A 23,237-nucleotide genomic window follows, 5' to 3' on the forward strand; every position below is an offset into this window, starting at 1 on the left:
ACCAGCTTGCTTCGTAAGATCGGCCCGATAGCGAGGCGGTCAAGCTTCGCTACAAAGATCGTTTTACAACTCGCTCATCTCACTCATCTTGCGATGAGCTGCGATGCGCGAGCGCCGAAAACGATCTGGAGATTAGGAATGGTACCCGCGAATTGCTTCGCAGATCCAAACTCGGATCGATCTCCTCTTTACGATGTCAGAAAACACGCACGTCACCGTCCATCCGGACCAATGAGTGCGAAGTGATGTTTCGCGGACGATTTGAACAAGGCTTCTCAAGCAAGGCGCATTGTCGAGCTTCAATTCCATCTGGTGGAGCCAGACGGGATCGAACCGACGACCTCATGCTTGCAAAGCACGCGCTCTCCCAGCTGAGCTATGGCCCCGTACCAGAAGACGAATGCTCCGCACTCGATCAAAATGGTGGGCCTGGGAAGACTTGAACTTCCGCCCTCACGCTTATCAAGCGCGCGCTCTAACCAACTGAGCTACAAGCCCCTAACACGAGAGGCATACCGGCGCGCTACCAACTTACGTCAGTGCGTCGCACAGCGCTCAGCCCCTGGCGCGTGTTCGTCCGCGAAGAAAGAGAAACGAAGACGGCGAAATCCCGCCAATGGAGCTCAACAATCCTGAAACTGTTGGCCCCTGAATGTTTCTAAAACGGTTCGATAGTGAGCGTGAGCTCGCTGAAGAACCATCCTTAGAAAGGAGGTGATCCAGCCGCAGGTTCCCCTACGGCTACCTTGTTACGACTTCACCCCAGTCGCTGACCCTACCGTGGCCGGCTGCCTCCCTTGCGGGTTAGCGCACCGTCTTCAGGTAAAACCAACTCCCATGGTGTGACGGGCGGTGTGTACAAGGCCCGGGAACGTATTCACCGTGGCGTGCTGATCCACGATTACTAGCGATTCCAACTTCATGGGCTCGAGTTGCAGAGCCCAATCCGAACTGAGACGGCTTTTTGAGATTTGCGAAGGGTCGCCCCTTAGCATCCCATTGTCACCGCCATTGTAGCACGTGTGTAGCCCAGCCCGTAAGGGCCATGAGGACTTGACGTCATCCCCACCTTCCTCGCGGCTTATCACCGGCAGTCTCCTTAGAGTGCTCAACTAAATGGTAGCAACTAAGGACGGGGGTTGCGCTCGTTGCGGGACTTAACCCAACATCTCACGACACGAGCTGACGACAGCCATGCAGCACCTGTCTCCGGTCCAGCCGAACTGAAGAACTCCGTCTCTGGAGTCCGCGACCGGGATGTCAAGGGCTGGTAAGGTTCTGCGCGTTGCGTCGAATTAAACCACATGCTCCACCGCTTGTGCGGGCCCCCGTCAATTCCTTTGAGTTTTAATCTTGCGACCGTACTCCCCAGGCGGAATGCTTAAAGCGTTAGCTGCGCCACTAGTGAGTAAACCCACTAACGGCTGGCATTCATCGTTTACGGCGTGGACTACCAGGGTATCTAATCCTGTTTGCTCCCCACGCTTTCGTGCCTCAGCGTCAGTGTCGGGCCAGTGAGCCGCCTTCGCCACTGGTGTTCTTGCGAATATCTACGAATTTCACCTCTACACTCGCAGTTCCACTCACCTCTCCCGAACTCAAGATCTTCAGTATCAAAGGCAGTTCTGGAGTTGAGCTCCAGGATTTCACCCCTGACTTAAAGACCCGCCTACGCACCCTTTACGCCCAGTGATTCCGAGCAACGCTAGCCCCCTTCGTATTACCGCGGCTGCTGGCACGAAGTTAGCCGGGGCTTATTCTTGCGGTACCGTCATTATCTTCCCGCACAAAAGAGCTTTACAACCCTAGGGCCTTCATCACTCACGCGGCATGGCTGGATCAGGCTTGCGCCCATTGTCCAATATTCCCCACTGCTGCCTCCCGTAGGAGTTTGGGCCGTGTCTCAGTCCCAATGTGGCTGATCATCCTCTCAGACCAGCTACTGATCGTCGCCTTGGTGAGCCATTACCTCACCAACTAGCTAATCAGACGCGGGCCGATCTTTCGGCGATAAATCTTTCCCCGTAAGGGCTTATCCGGTATTAGCACAAGTTTCCCTGTGTTGTTCCGAACCAAAAGGTACGTTCCCACGCGTTACTCACCCGTCTGCCGCTGACATATTGCTATGCCCGCTCGACTTGCATGTGTTAAGCCTGCCGCCAGCGTTCGCTCTGAGCCAGGATCAAACTCTCAAGTTGGACTTGAACTTTGAACCGGCTGATCACAACGTTTGACGAGGTCCCACCATTCTTCGCCGACCGAAGTCTGCGAGCTGCCTACGATTCACATCGCTGGCAACGATGGTGTAACCTTTAAACGTGTACCGCCGAAGTCTTTCGTCCACCCTCAGAAAGTCAAAAGCCGAAGCTTTCAAGTATTCCGAGAGACGCAAGGACTCCGCCGTCCACGTTTCTCTTTCTTCATCTTCACTTGTCAAACAGCCCGGGATCCGATGACCCCACACCCTTAGAGGGTGGTTCTACCCTTCAGCGACGAACAGTGAACCTCAACCGATTTATGTCGGCTGCTGTGTCACTCATCGAAGTGAGGAGCATCAGTGGCGCGTTCGCTCGCCTTGGTCAGTGACCCGGCGGCGCCGCGCTCAGTGGTTGGTTTATAGTCCCCACCCCTCGGGATTGTCAACGACCATTGTCAACAAATCGTCGCACGCCGAAATCGTGTGTGCAGTGCGAAAAAGTTCTCGTATTTTCCATGGCTTAGGTCGGAGGTAAAAATTCGCAACCCGGCGCGCGTCGCAAAAAACTTTAAAAAAAGTTTGTCGCCGACGGGCTCGTGAGGCCCTCCGGAACGGGTTCCCCAGCCCTCCGGAACGGGTCTCCCGGCGCTCCAGACCGGACGGCGGCATCGACCTGCTTCAGGAAACTTTTCCACCTTAAATGCCGCACTTGAGCCACAATCCTGCGACGTTCTGGCTATATGACATGCATTGGACCGCTCGAAACCTGTGGGGGCTCGGGTGGTTCTTCAGGGGGACCAGGCGATTTTCTCCAAGAACCCGTCGCCTCTTCCCTTCGCGGCCGAGCAACATCGAGAGATCTGCACACCATTGACGTTCGAGATCGCGGCTAGCTAATGGCCATCGGCTTCTCGATTTCGATGCGTGTGGCTCGCCACACTGCCGGGATTCCTCTTCAGGGGATCGAGGTGGGGACGAGGACGAGCAGAGGTCGATCGCAGTTGCTGGAATTTGGGGGGATATCGGGTTGAGCCAACGGGCGTCACGCGGAAGCGGCATTGGGCGCGAGACCGGGATGATCGATCTCGGTCACGAACCGCCGCTTTCAGTCGACGGCACCGAGGCTGCGGTGATCGATCGCCGCCGTGTCTCCGTACAATGGTTCAGCGGCACCATTCTGACTGGTCTATGTGGCGCGGCCCTGATCGGCGGCGCCGTTTTTGCGTCGCTCGATGGCGAGATGACGTTTGCCAAGGTGCCGGAGCGCGTCGAAGGCGCGCTGCGCGGCGCCTTCACCGGCAATGATCGCGTCGTCAGCCTGCACAAGGGCGACCGCCTGCCGCCGCCGAGCGAATCCTCCGCCTCCCGCAGCCTGGTGCGCGTGTCGACCGTGACCCGCGTCGGCAATCGCGACGTGATGCGGGTGCGGCCCTTCATCCGGATTTCCGGCAATCTCTCGATGACCACGAGCGATCTGTCGTCCAAGATACCGGCGTTCAACGCGCAGCGTCTGTTGACCGATGTCGGCTCCGACACACCCGCTGCGGCCGAGGATCCGAATGCGGCCGACGCCGCCGAGCCCGACGCCGAGGTCTCTTTCGTCACCAAGGATCTCGGATCCGTGCTGCCGAAAGCCAAGCTCGCCGCCGTTGTCGCACTCGACGACGTGCTGATGCGGGTCCGCGACGCCGCCAATTGGCGCGGCTCCGGCGGCTCGGTGCGCTACGCATCGCTCGCCAATGCCGCGGCCGATGCCACCGGCGCCGGCCCCGATATCAGGATGGCCTACGCCACCGAGGGCAACACCTCCGACCCCTATGCAGGCTTCGAGACCCGCGTGGTGCCGGAGAACGTCACCCTGCTGCCGAAGACCAAGGAGCAGGTCACCGGCGGCAATCCGGTCGGCGAACGGGTTCACCTCGTCAAGAAGGGCGACAGCATCACCTCGATCCTGCGCGATCAGGGCGCAACGCCCGACGAGGCGAAGGCGATCGCCGCAACGCTCGGCCCGCGCGGCCGCGACGGCGGGCTGAAGGAAGGCCAGAAGGTGCGAATCCTGATGGCGCCGTCGGCACCGGGCGCCCGGCTGCAACCCTATCGGGTGATCGTCGCCAACGACTCCGTCGTCGAAGCCGTCGCCGCACTGTCCGATATCGGCAAATACGTTGCCGTTGACGTGCAGAGCATGAACACCACGACCGATACCGCCGACAATTCCAGCGACGACGAAGAGGATGACGGCAGCGGCGTGCGGCTCTATCAGAGCATTTACGAGACCGCGCTGCGCAACAAGGTGCCGCCGACCGTCATCGACGATATGGTCAAGATCTACTCCTACGACGTCGATTTCCAGCGCAAGGTCCAGCCCGGCGACTCGTTCGACGTGTTCTATGCCGGCGAGGACGAGGGCGTCACCAGCACCGAAAAGACCGAAGTGCTGTACGCCGCGCTGACCGTCGGCGGCGAGACCAAGAAATACTACCGCTTCCAGAGCTCCGACGACGGCGTCGTCGACTACTACGACGAGACCGGCAAGAGCGCGAAGAAGTTCCTGGTCCGCAAGCCGGTCAACAACGCGATCATGCGTTCGGGCTTCGGCGGCCGCCGCCATCCGATCCTCGGCTATGTGAAGATGCACACCGGCGTCGACTGGGCCACCGCCTACGGCACGCCGATCTTTGCCTCCGGCAACGGCATGCTCGAGAAGGTCGGGTACGAGGGCGGTTACGGCAAATATATCCGCATCAAGCACTCCAACGGTTACGAGACGGCCTACGGCCATATGTCGGCCTTCGCCAAGGGCATGGAGATCGGCAAGAAGGTGCGGCAGGGCCAGGTGATCGGCTTCGTCGGCTCGACCGGCCAGTCGACCGGCCCGCACGTCCATTACGAAATCCTGGTCAACGGCCGATTCGTCGATCCGATGCGCGTGAAACTGCCGCGCGGCCGCTCACTCGAAGGCCCGATGCTGGCAGGCTTCGAGAAGGCGCGCGACGGGATCGAAGCCCAGATGTCCAGCCGCGGCAGCTCGCGCATCGTCTCGGATGCCACCGGCAGCGCGCCGATGACGCGGTCCATCAGCAACCGCTGATGATGCAAAAGGCCGGCCGGTCCGGCCGCGCAGATCCCATAAAACGCTGCAGGCGCAGATCAGATGCGATGGCGTTTGCAGGCGTCACGCCGCCAATTTCAATAAATTTCGCGCCCCAGGATGGGAACCCGAACGGCGATCATCCAGTTGATTCAGCAGTAAAACCTCCAATGGAGGGTGTCATGGAGAACTGGACGAACGCAAAACTGTGCGACGTCGCAAACCTGATCCTCGGCGCGATTCTCTTCCTGTCGCCGTGGCTGTTCAAGTTCGACGCCGGAACGGTTTCGACCAACGCCCACATCGTCGGCCTTGTGATGGCGGTCCTTGCGATCGCCGCGCTCGCGGCATTCGCGGTCTGGGAGGAGTGGCTGAACCTCATCGTCGGGCTTTGGGCAATGGTCTCGCCCTGGGTCCTCGGGTTCCAGGCAATGACCACCGCGACGACCGTGCACGTGGTGATCGGCATCGCCGTCGCGGCCCTTGCGGCGATCGAGCTCTGGGCGATGTCCCAGCATCCGCCCCGGCTCACAACGCACAGCTGAGGCCTTGAACTAAGGCATCCCTACCCGCTGGCGCGGATCGCCGGCGGGCGGGGATTTGGTCGTGCCCAACGAAGATATGCACAAGGATTTGCGCCATGACCCAGCTCACCCGCGACGATGTGCTGAAGGCCGTCGGCCACGCCGACGATGTCACCATCGCCAGGATCATCGCATCCGGCGCCACGATCACCGAGCTCGCCGAGGCCCAGGCCTGGCTTGCCAATGACGAGCCGCTGATGAACGCCGGCAGGCCGCTGGCCACAGGCCGCACCCGCGAGCTGGTCGATATTCTGTCCGAACTCGAACCCGCCGATGACGACGAGCCCGGTCAGCTCAGTCCACCGATCGTTCCGCAGGACTAGCCTGGACGACGAAGCCCTCCCCGCGACCGCGGGGAGGGCTTTTGCATGCGCGTGTCAGTTCAGCTTGCGCTTCGAGACCGGGGCATCGAACTGCACGATCTCGGCGGTGTTGGGCACCTGACCGTTGAAGGTCAGCACGTTGCCCTTCTCCGAGATCACCACGCGATCGCCGTCCTTGACCTCGCCGGCGAGGATCATCTCGGCCAGCGGGTCCTGCACGCTGCGCTGGATCACCCGCTTCAGCGGGCGGGCGCCGTACGCCGGATCCCAACCCTTCTCCGCGAGCCAATTCCGCGCCTTCGCGTCGAGCGTGAGCTCGATCTTGCGATCCTCGAGCAGCTTGGTCAGCCGCGCAAACTGGATCTCGACGATGCGGCCCATCTCGTTCCGCTGCAGCCGGTGGAACAGGATGATCTCGTCGATGCGGTTCAGGAATTCCGGCCTGAAATGCGCCCGCACGACGCCCATCACCTGATCGCGGACCGCCGCGGTGTCCTCGCCCTCCGGCTGATTCACCAGGAATTCCGAACCGAGGTTCGAGGTCATGATGATCAGCGTGTTGCGGAAGTCGACGGTGCGGCCCTGACCATCGGTCAGGCGGCCGTCATCGAGCACCTGCAGCAACACGTTGAAGACGTCGGGATGCGCCTTCTCGATCTCGTCGAACAGCACGACCTGGTAGGGCCGGCGCCGCACGGCTTCGGTCAGTGCACCACCCTCGTCGTAGCCGACATAGCCGGGCGGCGCGCCGATCAGCCGCGAGACCGAGTGCTTCTCCATGAACTCGGACATGTCGAGGCGAACCATCGCGGTCTCGTCGTTGAACAGGTCAGCGGCGAGCGCCTTGGTCAGCTCGGTCTTGCCGACGCCGGTGGGACCTAAGAACATGAACGAGCCGGTCGGCCGGTTCGGATCCTGCAGGCCCGCACGGGCGCGGCGCACGGCGGTTGCCACCGCACGCACGGCTTCGGCCTGGCCGACGACACGCTTGGCAAGTGCGTCCTCCATTTTCAGGAGCTTGTCCTTTTCGCCCTCGAGCATCTTGTCGACCGGCACGCCGGTCCAGCGCGAGACGACCTGCGCGATGTGGTTGGCGGTGACCGCCTCCTCCATCATCTCGCCGCCGTTTTGCTTGCTGCTTTCAGCTGCCTCGATGTCGGCGAGCTTCCTTTCCAGCTCGGGGATCCGGCCATAGGCCAGCTCGCCCGCCTTCTGGAATTCGCCGCGACGCTGCGCATTGGCAAGCTCGACACGGAGCGCATCGAGTTCGCTCTTCAGCTTCTGGGCGTTGGAGAGCTTGTTCTTCTCCGCGCTCCAGCGCGCCGTCAGCGCCGCCGATCTCTCCTCGAGCCCGGCGAGCTCCTTCTCCAGGGTCTGCAAGCGGCTCTTCGAGCCGGCGTCGTTCTCCTTCTTCAGCGCTTCCTGCTCGATCTTCAGCCGGATGATGTCGCGATCCAGCGAATCGAGCTCTTCAGGCTTGGAATCGACCTGCATCTTCAGCCGCGCCGCCGCCTCGTCCATCAGGTCGATGGCCTTGTCGGGCAGGAAGCGGTCGGTGATGTAGCGGTTCGACAGCGTGGTCGCGGCCACCAACGCGGAGTCGGTGATGCGCACGCCGTGGTGCTGCTCGTATTTGTCCTTCAGGCCGCGCAGAATCGAGATGGTGTCCTCGACCGTCGGCTCGCTGACATAGATCGGCTGGAACCGGCGGGCCAGCGCCGCATCCTTCTCGACATGCTTGCGGTACTCGTCGAGCGTGGTCGCACCGATACAGTGCAGCTCACCGCGCGCGAGCGCGGGCTTCAGAAGGTTGGACGCGTCCATCGCACCGTCGGTCTTGCCGGCGCCGATCAGGGTGTGCATCTCGTCGATGAAGAGGATGATGCCGCCCTCGGCGGACGAGACCTCCTGCAGGACGGACTTCAGCCGCTCCTCGAACTCGCCGCGATATTTCGCGCCGGCGATCAAGGCGCCCATGTCGAGCGACAGCAGCTTCTTGTCCTTCAGGCTCTCCGGCACGTCGCCGTTGAGGATGCGCAGCGCCAGGCCCTCGACGATCGCGGTCTTGCCGACGCCGGGCTCACCGATCAGGACGGGATTGTTCTTGGTTCGCCGCGACAGCACCTGGATGGTGCGGCGGATCTCCTCGTCGCGGCCGATCACCGGGTCGAGCTTGCCGTCGCGCGCAGCCTGGGTCAAGTCGCGGGCATATTTCTTCAGCGCGTCATAGGCGTTTTCGGCGGTCGCACTGTCAGCGGTGCGGCCCTTGCGCAGCGCTTCGATCGCGGCGTTCAGGTTCTGCGCCGTGACGCCGCCCTTGCTCAGGATGGAAGCCGCTTCGCTGCCCTTCTCGAGCGTGAGCCCGAGCAGCAGCCGCTCGACGGTGACGTAGCTGTCGCCGGTCTTGTCGGCGGCCTTTTCGGCCGCATCGAAGGCGCGCGCCAGCTCCGGCGACAGGTAGACCTGTCCGGCACCATTGCCCGAGACCTTCGGCAGCTTGTTCAGTGCCTCTTCGGTCGCTTTCAGGATTGCTCTGGAATTGCCGCCTGCACGGTCGATCAGACCGCCGGCGAGCCCCTCATTGTCGTCCAGCAGCACCTTCAACAGATGCAAGGGCGAGAACTGCTGGTGACCGTCGCGCATTGCGAGCGATTGGGCAGACTGGATGAATCCGCGCGAGCGCTCGGTGTACTTCTCAATGTTCATTCGTTTTCCCTCGGCCTGCCATCGTCACCCATTCAGGCATGACAACGGCATCTTCATTGGGTTTTCCGCGGGCCGCGTTGACGTTCCTCAACCAGCCTCTGGTCGTCGCCATCATTTTTCAGGCTTGCCGCAGATGTGGGCACTTGGTTCCGAAACGGAAGTGCCACGGTTTGCGATTTCACCCGATCGAGCTCAGCGCCGCACGATGGCGACAAGGTAGCGGCAGGGCTGAGCAGTTTCGTTACGGAAGACGATGTCCGACGGCGGCCCGAGCTCGACGCGGTCACCCGCGGCGAGCTCATGGCGCTCCGCCCCTTCCATCAAGGTGAGGCGGCCGCTGATGACCCAGACCACCTGGCGGACCAGGTGATAGGCGCTGGCGGGGAAGCCGGCTTCCTGGTTGGCAGGCAGCTCGACCTCGACCAGCTCCAGCGGATTGGCCGGATGCAGGAACACCTGCCGCCGCAGATAGGCCGCCTTGGGATCGCGCCACACCGGCTGATCCTTGGCCCGCTGCAGGCGGGAACTGTGTGAGGCAACCTCGAACAGCGCAGCCATGGTCAGGCCATAGGCCGTGGCAATCCGCGACAGCGTCGCCGCTGTCGGGCTGGCCTCCGCCCGCTCGATCTTGCTCAGCATGGCCTTGGACACACCTGCCCGCCCGGCGAGTTCCGCCAGCGACCAGCCGCGTCCCTCCCGTTCGGCGCGAACCCGCCGCCCGAGAGCCTCATCGGCATCGTCTTCTATAATTGACATGTTGTCTTATATAGTAGACGATGAGGTCCGTTCAAGAGGTTTATCGAGGAACGACCAATGATGATCCGCCCCGCCACCGAGCAGGACATTCCTGCGATTACCGCGATCTTCAACGAGGCGGTCGCCAACTCGAACGCGATCTGGACCGAGAAGCAGGATTCCGACGCCGAGCGGCTGACCTGGATGAAGGCCCGGCTGGCGCTGGGTTACCCGGTGCTGGTCGCGGCCGAAGGGCCGGTGGTGCTTGGGTACGGTACGTTCGGCGATTTCCGCGCCTTCCCGGGTTACCGATACAGCGTCGAGCACAGCGTCTATATCCACGCCGATCATCGCGGCCGCGGCCTTGGCCGCGTCATCGTCGACGCGCTGGTGGCCGCCGCGACGGCGCTCGGCAAGCACGTGATGATCGCCGGCATCGACGGCGGCAATCCCGCCTCGCTCCGGCTGCACGCACAGGCCGGCTTTGTCGAGGTCGCGCGGATGCCGGAGGTCGGGCGCAAGTTCGGCCGCTGGCTCGACCTCGTCTTCATGCAGCGCGTGCTGGATGCCGCCGGCGCGGCACGACCCGACTAGCTGCCTTCGCATCGGCGGCGGTTCTCCTTGCGCGCCAAACAGGCTAGAGCGGGAGCATGGACACCACGCACACCTCCTCCGCCCGGATCACCGGCATCTACCGCTATCCCGTCAAGGGTCTGACGCCCGAGCCGCTGCCCCGCGCCGAGCTCAAGGTCGGCGAGACGCTCCGCTCCGATCGCCGCTACGCGATCGAGAACGGCCCGAGCGGTTTCGATCCCTCGTCGCCGAAATGGCTGGCGAAGCCGCATTTCCTGATGCTGCAGCGGGACGAGTGGCTGGCGCCGCTGCGCGCCCATTTCGACGATGACAGCCACGTGCTGACCTTGCGCCGGGACGGCGCGATGGTGGCGCAGGGCGATCTCGAGACCGAAGCCGGGCGCGCGGCGATCGAGCGCTATTTCGCCGATCGTCATGCCGGCCAGATCAAGGGGCCGCCCAAGGTGCTGGTCAGCCCCGGGCACAGTTTTTCCGACGTGCCGCGCAAGGTGGTCTCGATCATCAACCTGGCCAGCCTGCGGGCGATCGAGGACATGGTGCAGGCGCCGGTCCATCCGCTGCGCTTCCGCGCCAATCTCTATGTCGAGGGCTGGCCGGCCTGGCATGAGGCCAGCCTGCTAGACCAGACCATTGCGATCGGCAGCGCACGGGCAAAAGTTGTGAAGCGGATCACACGTTGTGCTGCGGTCAATGTCGATCCCGACACCGGCGCGCGCGATCTCTCGGTCCCGAACACGCTGATGCAGCGCTTCGGCAACAACGAATGCGGCATCTACGCCGAGATCATCAGCGACGGCGGCGCGGCCGTGGGCGACACGATTGCGGCGGAACCGCACTAGGTCACGCCCCCAGGTTCCGTATTTCTTGAAGACGGCATGAACGTGCATCGCATTGCAATGTTCGGTTGCGTGCAATAGACTTCACTCGACATTTTGAATTGCAGCAAATTTGTCGAAATTGATTGCACGGGGTTGCCATGAGCATGATCATGGTTTCGTACCGGCGGGTCGATCAGGACACAGCGGGCCGCATCGCCGACCATTTGATCGAGAAGTACGGTGAGAAATCCGTCTTCTTCGACGTCAACAGCATTCGCACCGGCGCCAACTTCGTCGACCGGATCGCCAAGGCCATCGTCGCCTGCGACATCGTCATCGCGGTGATCGGTCCGCATTGGATCGGCAAGACCGACGATGGGAAACCTGCGCGTCTGGAGGATCCCGCAGATTCCGTGCGCTTCGAGATCGAAACGGCACTGAAGCACAACAAGACGCTGCTGCCGCTGCTGGTGAACGGCGCAACCATGCCGGAGGCCGCCGAGCTGCCGGAATCGCTTCGCTTCCTGCACTTCTGCAACGCCGCCCGGGTCGACTCGGGTCAGGATTTTCGCGTCCACATGACCCGCCTGATCGATACGATCAACGAGGTCCTGAGTGAGGCCGGGCGATCGCCGCTGCGTGAAGTTTCGCCGATCAAGCGCTACTGGAAGTACGGCGCAGGCCTCGCCGCCGCGGCATTGGCGCTGGCCGTCTGGACCGTCGGGCCCGCGTTCGAACATACCGTGGCGAAGTCAGGCGGACAGGACGATCAGACCACCGTCGGACGCACGACGCCGCCCGCCGTTCCGGCCTCCGTCACGCAGCGCGCCAAGGCGCATGACGGCTTTCTCTTTCCTGATTCCGATCGACGATTTCTGAGTGAGGCCGACCTCAAGGACATGTCGGCGATCGAGCTGCGCATCGCACGAAACGAGATTTTCGCGCGGCATGGCCGGTTCTTCAAGGATCAGGTGCTCGCGAACTACTTCTCACAATTCGCCTGGTATCAACCCGCTGCGGTCGAAGTCCCCCTGAGCAACCTCGAGACGACCAACGTCGACACGATCGAGGCGAAGGAGCACGAGAAGTGAGGCCAGCCAACAGTATCGGTTGATCTCGCACCGCGTATGACCACCTCCCCCATTCTCAGGGGAGAGGTGGCCAGTCCCTGATCAATTCGTCGGCATCACATAGGCGTAGATCCGGCCGCGCGAGACCGGTGTCTCGCGGACGCGGTGGCTGCTGTTGCCCGAGATCATGATCGGATTGCCCTTGGCATCGACGCCGGTGATGATGCCGACATGACCGCCGCCGCGGCGGCCCATCACGGCGATGGCGCCGACCTGCGGCCCCGAAACGCGCGTGCCGTATTTGGCGAACGAGCTCGCCATGTCGGAGCCGGTGCCGCGATGGCCGGTCTGCTGCAGCACCATGTTCATGAAGCGCGCGCACCACAGGCTGGAGCGGCCGGTCGGATTGCCGCCGAGATAGCGGCGCGCCGCGTCGACGATGCCGGATGAGCCGAACCCACCGGCCGCGTTCACGTCGGTGTTGGCCGCGGCCTCAGCGCTGGGCATCACGGCCGCATTGGCCTCGCCGAAGCCGCCCGCCTGCATCTGGGCGCGGCGCTCGGCGCGCGACAGCCGCGCTGTGTGCCGGTGGTGATGATGGGAATAATGCCGCGCGTGATGGCCGGCATGGGCCGAATGCGCGTGACGCGAATGATGCGGGCGGGCGGACGCCGGAGCGGCGGAGATCACGGCGAGCGTGAGCGAACACAGAGCCAGCGCCAAAACTCGAAGCGACCGGCGATACGCAAGCAACTGAACCATACTTCACGAGATCCTCTGAAACGCCCCCCAACTCCCCGTCGCGTTCCCAAGGGAATGCGGCGGTGGTTTTGAAGATCGGGATGTGGCGAGAGGAAGATTTCATGCGGCGTTGCGAAAACGATTTCGGGGTCATTCCGCGCAAATTCCGTGACGAAAATTGCCAGAACTGCCGCATTGCAGCCGCGGAAATTAATTGCAAATCTGGGGGCGGCCAACGAGAGGAGAATTTCAATGCCCCACGCCATCACGAAAGATAATGTCCGCCTGCATTTCGAAGAGGCAGGCAGTGGGACCCCGATCATCTTCCTGCACGAGTTCGCAGCGGATCACACCAACTGGGAACCGCAGCTGCGCTACTTCTCCCGCGGTCACCGCTGCATCGCCTATTCCGCGCGCGGCTACACCCCATCCGACGTGCCTGCGAATGCCGACGTCTACACCTACACGCATTTCTACACCGACGCGCTCGCGGTGCTCGACCATCTCGGCATCGCGAAGGCGCATTTCATCGGGCTCTCGATGGGCTCCTATTCGTCGCTGCAAGTCGCGCTCAACGCGCCGGAGCGCGCGCTGTCGATGACGCTGGCCGCGGTCGGCTCCGGCTCCAGCCTCGAGAATCTCGATGCCTTCCGCGCGCAGTGCCGCGCCAATGCCGAGCAATACGAGGCGATCGGCTCGGTGGAGGTCGCCAAGGTGACGCGCGAGGCGCCAAGCCGGATCCCATTCCTGGTCAAGGACCCGCGCGGCCATGCCGATTTCTACGCCGCGCTCGCCCGCCACGACGCCAAGGGCTCAGCCAACACGATGCGGAGCTTCCAGGGCGGCAGGCCCTCGATCTACACCATGACCGACGCGATCAAGCGCGCGGCGACGCCGGCGCTGATCCTGTGCGGCGACGAGGACGACAATTGCATCGCGCCGAGCATGTTCCTGAAGCAGCATCTGCCGGCCGCCGGCCTTTCCTTCTTCCCGAAGTCCGGCCACGTACTCAACCTAGAGGAGCCCGCGCTGTTCAACGAGATGGTCGAACGCTTCATCGCGCTGGTCGAGGCCGGCCGCTGGCCGGTGCGCGATCCGAGATCGCTGGTGGCGGCGCCGGTGTGAGCCGTCATTCCGGGGCTCGCGAAGCGAGAACCCGGAATCCATTTGGCCGCAGACTTCGTGGATAAATGGATTCCGGGTTCGATGCTGCGCATCGCCCCGGAATGACGAAAGTACATTATCGCGCAGCCGTCACTTCGCCTTCTCGCCCCGGCTGAGCAGGAACACGCCCTGCTCGCCGAACATGTTCCACACCCACCAGGGCAGGTTGAGCGGCACCGGGCGGCCGTAGAGATCGAGCGCCACCGCGCGCTCCATCTTGACGTTGATCTCCTCGCAGAGCTGCACGAAGTCCTTGATGGTGCAGAAATGGATGTTGGACGTGTCGTACCAGCTCGCCGGCAGATTCTCGGTGCGTGGCATGTGACCGCCGACCAGCAGCTGCAGCCGCATCTTCCAGAATCCGAAATTCGGGAACGAGACGATGGCGCGCTGGCCGATCCGCAGCAAATTCTCCAGCACCACCTTGGGCTGCCGCGTCGCCTGCAGGGTCTGCGACAGGATCACATAGTCGAACGCGTCATCGGGATAGTTGACGAGGTCGGTGTCGGCATCGCCCTGCACCACCGCGAGGCCCTTGGCGACGCAGCCATTGACGCCCTCGCGCGACAGCTCGATGCCGCGGCCGTCGATGCCGCGGCTCTCCAAGAGCTGCAGCAGTTCGCCGTCGCCGCAGCCGACGTCGAGCACGCGCGAGCCCGGCCGCACCATGTCGGCGACCAAGAGGTGATCGGTGCGATAGCCGCCGGTCCGCTCCGGCGCGACGCCCGGCAAGGGCAATGTCTGCTGCATGCTCATGACTGGCCGTTGTCCTTCAGTCCGCGCGCCTTGCCCGCGGCCTGCAGGAAGGCGCGGGAGATCTCCAGGAATTCCGGCACGTCGAGCAGGAACGCGTCATGGCCGCGATCGGTCTCGATTTCGGCGAACGACACCCGTGCGCTCGACGCGTTGAGCGCATGCACCAGCGCGCGCGATTCCGAGGTCGGAAACAGCCAGTCGCTGGTGAACGACACCACGCAGAACCGGGTCTTGATGCCGGCGAACGCATTCGCCAGCGCGCCGTTGTGATCGGCGGCGATGTCGAAATAGTCCATCGCGCGCGTGAGATACAGATAGCTGTTGGCGTCGAAGCGCTCGACAAAGGACGAGCCCTGATAGCGCAGATAGCTCTCGACCTGGAAATCCGCATCGAACGAGAAGGTCGGCAGCTCGCGATCCTGCATCCGCCGTCCGAACTTGCGGTGCAGCGCGGCGTCCGAGAGATAGGTGATGTGCGCGGCCATCCGCGCCACCGCCAGTCCGCGATGCGGATGGGTGTCCTCGTCGACATAGCGGCCGCCGCGCCAATCCGGATCGGCCATCACGGCCTGGCGGCCGAGCTCGTGGAACGCGATGTTCTGCGCCGAGTGCCGCGTCGAGCAGGCGATCGCGAGCGTCGAGAACACGCGCTCGGGATAGGCCGCGGTCCATTGCAGCACCTGCATGCCGCCCATCGAGCCGCCGACCACGCAGAACAGCGTCGCAATGCCGAGGCGATCGATCAGCATCGCCTGCGCGCGCACCATGTCGGGGATCGTGATGATCGGGAAATCGAGCCCCCACACCTTGCCGGTCGCAGGGTTCAGCGACGCGGGCCCGGTCGAGCCCATGCAGCCGCCGATCACGTTGGAGCAGATGATGAAGTATTGTTCGGGATCGATCGGCTTGCCGGCGCCGACCATGGTGTCCCACCAGCCAGACTTGCCGGTGACGGGATGGGTGTTGTTGACGTGCTGATCGCCGGTCAGCGCGTGGCAGATCAGGATCGCGTTGGACCTGTCGGCATTGAGCTCGCCATAAGTCTGGTACGCGATCTGGAACGGCGCGAGATCGACGCCGCAATCCAGCTTCAGCGGCTGATCCATGCCGAACTTCGCCACCAATGACGTCGGGTGATCGGCCTCATGGGCGCGATCATCGCTCGGGGCTTGCGGGCTCGGGATCGGACGCACGTTGCTCATCTAGGCGACCCTGCCCTCGCGCGGGAGGGCTCGAACAGAAAATCAGGCCATAAAAAACCCGGCCTGAACAAGGTTCGGCCGGGAGCTGATCTGTCCCCGGCCTGTTTAGCGAGTTGTTTAACGTGGCTGCAAGCCGGCCGGCTCAAATGACCACGGAGTGGAGCGAACCTAGTCCTCAGGCCCCCTGTCGTCAAGGCGGCCAGTGAACCTCCCCTTGCCGGGCGCCGATGGTTAACCGAATGCGCAAGGCACGCCTGCGACGTTTCTCTTTGCTTTCGCTGGCCGTCTTTCCTAATCAGAGACCCTGTCTGGCACGGCATCGGGCCGCCCGGACGACAAGGTTTGAGAGCATGTCCAACCCACCCCCGCCGCCCTCGCTGCAGGAGCTGCGCAAGGAGATCGATGCGATCGACGAGCAGGTTCACCGCCTGCTGATGGCGCGCGGCGACATCATCGACCGCCTGATCCAGGTCAAGAAGACCCAGGAGGTCGGCTCGGCGTTCCGCCCGGCGCGCGAGGCCAGCATGATGCGCGAGCTGGTGCGGCGCCATCGCGGCATCCTGCCGCTCGACACCATCGAGAGCATCTGGCGCGTCATCATCTCGACCTTCACTTACGTGCAGGCGCCGTTCGCGGTGCATGCCGATGTCTCGGTCGGCGAATCCGCGATGCGCGACTCGGCGCGGTTTCACTTCGGCTTCGTGGTGCCTTACGTGTCGCATTTCAGCGCCCAGGCCGCGGTCGAGGCGGCAGCGAAATCGAAGGGCGACCTCGCGCTGGTCTCCGCGATCGCCAGCCGCACGCCGTGGTGGAATGCGCTCGAGGCCGATGGCGCGCCGAAGATCATCGCGCGGCTGCCGTTCCTCGAACGCGCCGACCATCCCGCCGCGCTGCCGGTGTTCCTGATCTCGCGGGTCGCCGACGACGCCATGGTGACGGAGGTGCAGATCTGGAGCGTGCGCGTCTCCGGCTGGAACGCCGATGTCGCAAGGGCGCTGGCCCCGCTCGCCGAGATCGTCGCGGTCCCCGACACCGCCTTCGACGGCGCGGCCCTGCTGGTGTCGGTCACCGGGCACGATTTCGAGAAGATCAAGCTCGCCTTGATCGAGGCCGGCGCCTCGGTGCGCTCTTCGGCCCTCGTCGGCAGCCACGCAACGCGCTATACGGTGCCCTCTAACGGGTCGGCCAGAAGCTAGCCGCCTGTATATCCGGAGTTGATGATGTCCCGCCCCGTGCCGAACCCCGGCATCCTCGATATTGCGCCCTACACGCCCGGCAAGAGCCCGGTGCCGGAACCGGGCCGCAAGGTGTTCAAGCTGTCCGCCAACGAGACGCCGTTCGGCCCGTCTCCGAAGGCGATCGCGGCCTACAAGGGCGCGGCTGACCATCTCGAGGACTATCCGGAGGGCACCTCGCGCGTGCTGCGCGAGGCGATCGGCCGCGCCTATGGGCTCGATCCCGACCGCATCATCTGCGGCGCCGGCTCCGACGAGATCCTCAATCTGCTGGCGCACACCTATCTCGCGCCCGGCGACGAGGCGATCTCGACTACCCACGGCTTCCTGGTCTACCCGATCGCCACCATGGCGAACGGCGCCAGGAACGTGATCGCGGCCGAGACCAACTTCACCGCCGATGTCGACGCCATCCTCAAGGTGGTGACGCCGCGCACGAAACTGGTCTGGCTCGCCAACCCGAACAACCCGACCGGCACCTACATCCCGTTCGACGAGGTCAAGCGGCTGCGCGCCGAACTCCCGTCGCATGTGCTGCTGGTGCTCGACGCCGCCTATGCCGACTACGTCTCGCGCAACGACTACGAGCTCGGCATCGAGCTGGTCGCGACCACGGACAACACGGTGGTGACGCACACCTTCTCGAAGATCCACGGCCTTGCCGCGCTGCGGGTCGGCTGGATGTTCGGTCCAGCGCATATCGTCGATGCCTGCAACCGCATCCGCGGTCCGTTCAACGTCACGACGCCGGCGATGCTGGCGGCGGTGGCGGCGATCGAGGACTCTGCGCATGTGCAGATGTCGCGGACGCATACCGAACAGTGGCGCAACTGGCTGACCGAGGAGATCGGCAAGCTCGGGCTCAAGGTGACGCCGAGCGTCGCCAATTTCGTGCTGATCCACTTCCCGGCCGACACGGGCAAGACCGCGGCGGAAGCCGACGCCTATCTCACGCGGCGCGGCCTCGTGCTGCGCGCGCTCAACAATTACAAGCTGCCGCATGCGCTGCGCATGACCATTGGCACCGAGGAAGCCAACCGCCTCGTGGTCGAGGGCCTGCGCGACTTCCTGGCCGGAAAGTGAACACCGACGTGACCACGGCTCCGCTCTTCAACCGCATCGCCCTGATCGGCTTCGGCCTGATCGGCGGCTCGATCGCGCGCGGCGCGCGCGCGCAGGGCCTGGTCGGCGAGATCGTGACCACCGCGCGCTCGGAGAAGACGCGCGCCCGCGTCGCCGAGCTCGGCATCGTCGATCGCGTCGTCGAGACCAATATCGAGGCGGTGAAGGATGCCGATCTCGTCATCCTCTGCATCCCGGTCGGCGCCTGCGGTCCGGTCGCGGCCGAGATCGCCGGCCATCTCAAGCCCGGCGCCGTTATCTCCGACGTCGGCTCGGTGAAGGGCGCCGTCGTCAAGGACATGGCGCCACATCTACCTGCCGGCGTGCACTTCGTCCCGGCGCATCCGGTGGCCGGCACCGAGCATTCGGGCCCGGATTCCGGCTTCGCCGAGCTCTTCATCAACCGTTGGTGCATCCTGACCCCCCCCGAAGGCACCGATCCCGCCGCGACCGACCGGCTGCGCGCGTTCTGGGCCGCGCTCGGCGCCAAGGTCGAGATCATGACGCCGGATCATCATGACCTCGTGCTCGCGATCACGAGCCATCTGCCGCATCTGATCGCCTACACCATCGTCGGCACCGCCGACGAGCTGGCGCAGGTGACGGAATCCGAGGTCATCAAATTCTCCGCCGGCGGCTTCCGCGACTTCACCCGGATCGCAGCGTCCGACCCGACGATGTGGCGCGACGTGTTCCTTGCCAACAAGGACGCCGTGCTCGAGATGCTCGGCACCTTCACCGAGGATCTGTCGAAGCTGACCCGCGCGATCCGGCGCGGCGACGGCGAGGCGCTGTTCGACCACTTCACCCGCACCCGCGCCATCCGCCGCGGCATCGTCGAGATCGGCCAGGATTCGGCTGCGCCCGACTTCGGCCGGCCGCATGCGAATTTGAAGAAGTAGGCAAGGGCTCGGTCCGCATACTCTCCGTCGTCCCTGCGAGAGCAGGGACCCATACTCCGCGGCAGATGTTGTTGGAGGGACTCGTCAACCCAGTATCGCAATGACAACTGGCATTCGTGGTTATGGGTCCCTGCTTTCGCAGGGACGACGATGAGGGTGGATCGCGATTCAAGTCGTCACACCACGCCGTGTCATCGCCGGCTCGACCGGGCGATCCGGTACGCCGCGGCCTCTCGGTTCAAGCACGGACGTCTCTGGAATACTGGATCGCGCCCGGTCGAGCCGGGCGATGACAGTGTGACTGGGGACGCAGCTTTCATCGCGTCTGGTCAAGGTAGCGACCGAAGCAACACGCCATCGATCTTTCCGTCGGATGCCAGAATGATCCGCCATTCCATGTCGACATTGGCGAAGTTGACGTCATAGACATCCCAACCGTCTCGCCCGACGCCCTTGAAGCTGATCGTTTGCATGCCCCCGGCCAGATCCAGCGCGGCGACGATCGCCGGAGCCTGCTCGCGGGCCACTGCCGCCATGATGTCGCTCATGCCGGCGTAGTCGACGGCACCTTGCTGGTGCTGGATGACCAGGCGGCGGATCGCTTCCTCGGTTCCCGGCGACGGCGTCTTGTTATCGATCTTCTTTGCCAGCGCGGTCGCCTCATCCTGGGCCTGCCGGTCGTCGATCCGGGTCGCGTTGTGCGTCAACCCGCCCTGATGAAGCGTCAGGGCGTTCGCGATTCCATCCGGCTCGACGGCGAAGGTAATCTGCGCCGCCGTGGTCCTGAGAAAAAACGTGTGCTCGCTTTCGGGATATATTTCCGAGGCGAACTGTCCGAGCGGCTTCGCGAACAGATGACCGCCATCGCGTGTGATCGTCACCACCTGCCCGCCGGTCTGAAACCGAAAATGACCGACGTAGCGCTCCATCACGCCGGGATCGATCTGAATCGCAGCACGGGGCCTGGCCTGTTCGTAGCGCCGTTGCGCGACGGCATCGAAGGATGCTTCGGCCATGTTGGTCTCTTTGGCCAGCGCAATGAGGTCGGCGATCGAGAGTGACCCGCCGGCGGAAAGCTTCAAACGCGCCACATTCACCAGCGCAAGGCCTTCATCGGCGCGGTTGCGCAGTTGAAGGATCGACGATTGTTGCATGGCCAGGATTCGGTCGAGATCGATCGCGCCGCCTTCGAGAAGCCTGGCGATTTGCGCCAGGCTGAGCTCCATTCGCTTTAGCGCGAGGATCTCGTGCAGCCGGCTGATCTCCGCAGCCCCATAGAGCCGCCAACTCTTCGCCGTGCGGCGCGGCGAAATCAGGCCGCGGCTCTCATAGAGCCGAAGTCCGCGTACCGTGAGTCCGATGCGAGCCGCGCACTCTGCCGCGGTCAGCAAAACGTCATTGTCGGCTTTGTCTCTCGGCTCGTTCATCGACGGAGGCCCTTTCGCCGGTACTTTACGGTGTGACCTTAGGTCCGGCTCAAGGCCTTTTTCGGCGCGGCAGGAGATAAACCGCTTGAGCCGGTCCCAAGGTCATAGGTCAGAAGCGGGCCAGGAAGACCCTTCAATGCACAAGCAGCCACAAGACCCGAACGCATGAACGACGGTCCTCCAGCCTCGCCACACAACCACAACAACGGGAAACCAATCTCATGAAAAAGCTTCTGCTCGGTGCGGTCGCTGGTATCGCCTGCGCGGCTCCCGCGTTCGCGGCCGATCTTCCGGCGCGAACCTATCCGAAGGCGCCGGCCTATGCGGCGCCGGAGGCGGTCTATAACTGGACCGGCTTCTATATCGGCGGCCACGTCGGTGGCGCCTTCGCGGGCAACAACAGCCTCGGCGGGGACAAGGGCCGCTTCCTGGGCGGCTTGCAGGGTGGCTTCGACTACCAGTTCGCATCGAGCTGGGTGATCGGTGCCGAGGTTCAGTTCAGCGGGCTCACCGGCAACGGTGGCAAAGGCTCGGCTCTTCCGGCAGGCACCCTGGTAACAAGCAATCAGCTTGGCTCGATCAGCGGCCGGCTCGGCCACGCCTGGGGCCCGGCGCTTCTCTACGCCAAGGGCGGTTACGCCGTCCGCGACAACCTCAATATCGGCGCCGGCTCCGGCGGAATTCCGGTGGTCGTTGCGACCAATGGCAGTCACCGGAGCGGCTTTACCCTCGGCGGCGGTCTCGAATACATGTTCGCGCGGAACTGGTCCGCGAAGGCCGAGTATCAGTATTTCAACTTCGGCAACACCACCTTCGCCGGCGGCCCCGCCACGATCGTCGGCGTCCGGTTCAGGGACGACGAGCATACCGTCAAGGTGGGCTTCAACTACCGCTTCGGCTGGGGTGGCTAGAGCGTTTTCGATCACTCATGATGCGGGTCTCCGGACCTTCTGCGCTGGGCGACGGCGAAGCGCTGTTCGACCACTTCACCCACGCCATCCGCCGCGGCATCGTCGAGATCGGCCGGGATTCCGCCGCGCCCGACTTCGGCCGTCCGCATTCGAATTTGAAGAAGTAGGATCAGGCACGCGGAATTCTCCACTTCGTCGTCCTGGCTTTCGCGAGGACGACGCTGAGGATGGTTCTCGATTCAAGATGTCAAACAACGCGGTGTCATCACCCGATACTTCGGCGCCGCTATCATGTTGCGTTCCTCTAGACGTTGGGTGCCAGAGCTAATCCTAGATTGCCCACCGCACGGTCTCAAATAGCAGTACGATTGACCGCCGGATTATCGGCAAGGCAACCGGAGAGTCAGTCATGAAAGCTTTTGCAATGGCATTGCTCGCAGGTGTCACCATCGGAGCCATCGCAGTCCACGGACTCCACGCCCAAGGAGCCAAGCTGAAAGCTTACACTGTCAGCGAAGTTGAAGTGCTCGACCCTTCAGCCCAGGCCGCTTACCTCCCGGTCGCCCGGAAGGCGATAGAGGCAGCCCATGGTCGAGCCTTGCGCACCGCAGCCGGACGGGTTGTTCAAATCGAGGGGGGACCGCCTCCCAAGAGTGCGGCGATCGTCGAATGGGACAGCATGGATGACGCAGTAGCATTCTACAAGTCGAAGGCCTGGTCGGACCTTGCACCCCAGCGGGACAAGGCAACCAAGGTCATACGGCGGTACGTCGTCGAAACCGAAAAGTAGCCAAGCTTGAGGCTCAAATGACTTCGGTGACGGAGATCCAAACGGACGGGAAATTCGCCCGGGTCTGAGGTCTGGAGAAGGCGACGCTGCACTTGAAGGCTGGCGGCGACCCTCTCGATATCAAGGACTTCGTCACCAATCTTTTTGAAAGGAAGCTGACCGCTGGCTGATGATCCTTCATCATGCACAGGTCATCCCGAAATAGCCACTGAGCCAACATCCAGCAGTGCAGTTACCCGCGTGGCTCACCGCCGCAACCGTTGATCCCGGATCGGCCCCGCCGCCGACATCGGTGCAACCTTCTGGGTCATCCGCTGGCGGCCGACGAGGCCGGCGGTTGCCAGCATGACGTCGCCGCCGAACCACCACGAGCCGATCACGAACTCCCAGGCGCGCGGCGGAATCTCGTCGAATACGATGCCGTAGACCGACACCAGCGCAGCCAGCGCGGCGAGGAAGATGCCGCCCGCGCTCATCAGCTCGACGGCATCGATGCGCCCCGTGGCGCGCAAGGCCGGCCTTGGAATATCGACGCCGAGATAGAAGCCGACGGCACCGATCACGATCGTCGTCACGATGAACGCAAGCGTACCGAAGAAAGCAATGTGCCCCTTCGCGAGCTGGGCGGCGACGAAGGTGCCGCCCATGGCGCCGGCCATCGCCAGACCGGTTCGCTGCAACACATGCGCGGCGCGGCTGACCATCATCAGTTCGCGGGCGATCACGGCCCTCTCCTTTCTGCTCACGATCCTCATCTGCTGTCTCCCTTACCGGCGCTTGGGTCCGCGGAGGCTGTGAACTGATCTGTCTCGTCATTGCGAGCGGAGCGAAGCAATCCATCGCGCTCCAAGTACTCCGATGGATTGCTT

19 protein-coding genes, 2 tRNA genes, 1 rRNA gene, 1 pseudogene and 1 riboswitch are annotated in these 23,237 nt (G+C 63.4%); of the genes and pseudogenes, 13 read left to right on the forward strand and 10 right to left on the reverse strand.

All coding sequences use genetic code 11. From position 1 onward, the window contains the following. Positions 1-310: 310 nt before the first annotated feature. From ACOIX3_RS37035 to ACOIX3_RS37045, 3 genes are all read right to left on the reverse strand, one after another. Positions 311-386 (reverse strand) — tRNA-Ala (locus ACOIX3_RS37035). A 35-nt stretch (positions 387-421) separates the two neighbouring features. Then, positions 422-498 (reverse strand) — tRNA-Ile (locus ACOIX3_RS37040). A gap of 209 nt (positions 499-707) precedes the next feature. Then, a 16S ribosomal RNA gene (locus tag ACOIX3_RS37045) occupies positions 708-2,198 on the reverse strand. 1,026 nt (positions 2,199-3,224) lie between these two features. Between ACOIX3_RS37045 and ACOIX3_RS37050 the strand changes: the two genes are divergently transcribed. The 3 genes from ACOIX3_RS37050 to ACOIX3_RS37060 all read left to right on the forward strand — a co-directional run bounded on the left by ACOIX3_RS37050 (position 3,225) and on the right by ACOIX3_RS37060 (position 6,195). Further along, the gene (locus ACOIX3_RS37050; RefSeq protein ID WP_420966927.1) at positions 3,225-5,288 is read left to right on the forward strand and encodes a M23 family metallopeptidase; all 2,064 of its coding nucleotides are present in this window, start codon (positions 3,225-3,227) and stop codon (positions 5,286-5,288) included. A 182-nt stretch (positions 5,289-5,470) separates the two neighbouring features. After that, complete coding sequence (locus ACOIX3_RS37055; protein ID WP_342729054.1) at positions 5,471-5,833, forward strand: SPW repeat protein; 363 nt, start codon at positions 5,471-5,473, stop codon at positions 5,831-5,833. A gap of 95 nt (positions 5,834-5,928) precedes the next feature. After that, positions 5,929-6,195: a hypothetical protein gene (locus ACOIX3_RS37060; protein ID WP_420966928.1), complete on the forward strand. Its 267-nt coding sequence runs from the start codon at positions 5,929-5,931 to the stop codon at positions 6,193-6,195. Between the two features lie 54 nt (positions 6,196-6,249). On the opposite strand, the gene clpB is transcribed toward ACOIX3_RS37060, so the two are convergent. Together clpB and ACOIX3_RS37070 are read right to left on the reverse strand one after the other, a co-directional pair. Next, positions 6,250-8,901, reverse strand: coding sequence for an ATP-dependent chaperone ClpB (clpB, locus tag ACOIX3_RS37065; protein WP_420966929.1), 2,652 nt, complete (start codon positions 8,899-8,901; stop codon positions 6,250-6,252). A gap of 192 nt (positions 8,902-9,093) precedes the next feature. After that, positions 9,094-9,657: a helix-turn-helix domain-containing protein gene (locus ACOIX3_RS37070; protein WP_420966930.1), complete on the reverse strand. Its 564-nt coding sequence runs from the start codon at positions 9,655-9,657 to the stop codon at positions 9,094-9,096. A 57-nt stretch (positions 9,658-9,714) separates the two neighbouring features. On the opposite strand from ACOIX3_RS37070, the gene ACOIX3_RS37075 reads away from it, so the two are divergent. The 3 genes from ACOIX3_RS37075 (at position 9,715) to ACOIX3_RS37085 (ending at position 12,139) form a co-directional block, all read left to right on the forward strand. Next, complete coding sequence (locus tag ACOIX3_RS37075; RefSeq protein WP_420966931.1) at positions 9,715-10,230, forward strand: GNAT family N-acetyltransferase; 516 nt, start codon at positions 9,715-9,717, stop codon at positions 10,228-10,230. A gap of 56 nt (positions 10,231-10,286) precedes the next feature. Then, on the forward strand, positions 10,287-11,069 hold the full coding sequence (locus ACOIX3_RS37080) for an MOSC domain-containing protein (protein ID WP_420966932.1): 783 nt from the start codon (positions 10,287-10,289) through the stop codon (positions 11,067-11,069). 137 nt (positions 11,070-11,206) lie between these two features. Next, on the forward strand, positions 11,207-12,139 hold the full coding sequence (locus tag ACOIX3_RS37085) for a YARHG domain-containing protein (RefSeq protein WP_420966933.1): 933 nt from the start codon (positions 11,207-11,209) through the stop codon (positions 12,137-12,139). Between the two features lie 81 nt (positions 12,140-12,220). Here the strand turns inward: ACOIX3_RS37085 and ACOIX3_RS37090 are convergent, their stop codons facing one another. After that, positions 12,221-12,880 carry a TIGR02594 family protein gene (locus tag ACOIX3_RS37090; RefSeq protein WP_420966934.1) on the reverse strand — a complete coding sequence of 220 codons (660 nt, stop codon included), beginning with the start codon at positions 12,878-12,880 and terminating at the stop codon, positions 12,221-12,223. 231 nt (positions 12,881-13,111) lie between these two features. Between ACOIX3_RS37090 and ACOIX3_RS37095 the strand changes: the two genes are divergently transcribed. Next, positions 13,112-13,984, forward strand: a complete 873-nt coding sequence (locus ACOIX3_RS37095) for an alpha/beta fold hydrolase (RefSeq protein ID WP_420966935.1) — start codon at positions 13,112-13,114, stop codon at positions 13,982-13,984. Between the two features lie 129 nt (positions 13,985-14,113). Here ACOIX3_RS37095 and metW read toward each other — a convergent pair whose 3' ends face one another. After that, on the reverse strand, positions 14,114-14,779 hold the full coding sequence (metW, locus tag ACOIX3_RS37100) for a methionine biosynthesis protein MetW (protein WP_342726267.1): 666 nt from the start codon (positions 14,777-14,779) through the stop codon (positions 14,114-14,116). Then, the gene (gene metX / locus ACOIX3_RS37105) at positions 14,776-15,981 is read right to left on the reverse strand and encodes a homoserine O-acetyltransferase MetX (RefSeq protein WP_420966936.1); all 1,206 of its coding nucleotides are present in this window, start codon (positions 15,979-15,981) and stop codon (positions 14,776-14,778) included. Before metX ends, metW begins: the two co-directional genes overlap by 4 nt. Before the next feature lie 84 nt (positions 15,982-16,065). Then, a riboswitch (SAM riboswitch) is annotated at positions 16,066-16,145 on the reverse strand. Positions 16,146-16,331: 186 nt separating this feature from the next. Here metX and ACOIX3_RS37110 point away from each other — a divergent pair. The 3 genes from ACOIX3_RS37110 to ACOIX3_RS37120 are packed head-to-tail and all read left to right on the forward strand — an operon-like array spanning position 16,332 to position 19,240. After that, positions 16,332-17,177 (forward strand): chorismate mutase, encoded by an 846-nt coding sequence (locus ACOIX3_RS37110; RefSeq protein ID WP_420966937.1) that lies wholly within the window; start codon positions 16,332-16,334, stop codon positions 17,175-17,177. Positions 17,178-17,201: 24 nt separating this feature from the next. Further along, positions 17,202-18,299, forward strand: coding sequence for a histidinol-phosphate transaminase (gene hisC / locus ACOIX3_RS37115; RefSeq protein ID WP_420966938.1), 1,098 nt, complete (start codon positions 17,202-17,204; stop codon positions 18,297-18,299). Positions 18,300-18,307: 8 nt separating this feature from the next. Further along, on the forward strand, positions 18,308-19,240 hold the full coding sequence (locus ACOIX3_RS37120) for a prephenate/arogenate dehydrogenase family protein (protein WP_420966939.1): 933 nt from the start codon (positions 18,308-18,310) through the stop codon (positions 19,238-19,240). 329 nt (positions 19,241-19,569) lie between these two features. Here the strand turns inward: ACOIX3_RS37120 and ACOIX3_RS37125 are convergent, their stop codons facing one another. Beyond that, complete coding sequence (locus ACOIX3_RS37125; protein WP_420966940.1) at positions 19,570-20,631, reverse strand: MerR family transcriptional regulator; 1,062 nt, start codon at positions 20,629-20,631, stop codon at positions 19,570-19,572. Between the two features lie 257 nt (positions 20,632-20,888). On the opposite strand from ACOIX3_RS37125, the gene ACOIX3_RS37130 reads away from it, so the two are divergent. The 3 genes and pseudogenes from ACOIX3_RS37130 (at position 20,889) to ACOIX3_RS37140 (ending at position 22,368) form a co-directional block, all read left to right on the forward strand. Then, positions 20,889-21,578 (forward strand): outer membrane protein, encoded by a 690-nt coding sequence (locus ACOIX3_RS37130; protein ID WP_420966941.1) that lies wholly within the window; start codon positions 20,889-20,891, stop codon positions 21,576-21,578. A 47-nt stretch (positions 21,579-21,625) separates the two neighbouring features. Next, a pseudogene (locus tag ACOIX3_RS37135) lies at positions 21,626-21,745 on the forward strand (prephenate/arogenate dehydrogenase family protein); the annotation flags it as partial. A 242-nt stretch (positions 21,746-21,987) separates the two neighbouring features. Beyond that, a complete protein-coding gene (locus ACOIX3_RS37140) occupies positions 21,988-22,368 on the forward strand; it encodes a DUF1330 domain-containing protein (protein ID WP_420966942.1) in 381 nt (126 codons plus the stop codon). Positions 22,369-22,613: 245 nt separating this feature from the next. Here ACOIX3_RS37140 and ACOIX3_RS37145 read toward each other — a convergent pair whose 3' ends face one another. Further along, the gene (locus tag ACOIX3_RS37145) at positions 22,614-23,093 is read right to left on the reverse strand and encodes a hypothetical protein (RefSeq protein WP_420966943.1); all 480 of its coding nucleotides are present in this window, start codon (positions 23,091-23,093) and stop codon (positions 22,614-22,616) included. Positions 23,094-23,237: the final 144 nt, after the last annotated feature.

Origin of the sequence: Bradyrhizobium sp. B120 (assembly GCF_049075665.1) — a bacterium.
GTDB lineage: Bacteria > Pseudomonadota > Alphaproteobacteria > Rhizobiales > Xanthobacteraceae > Bradyrhizobium.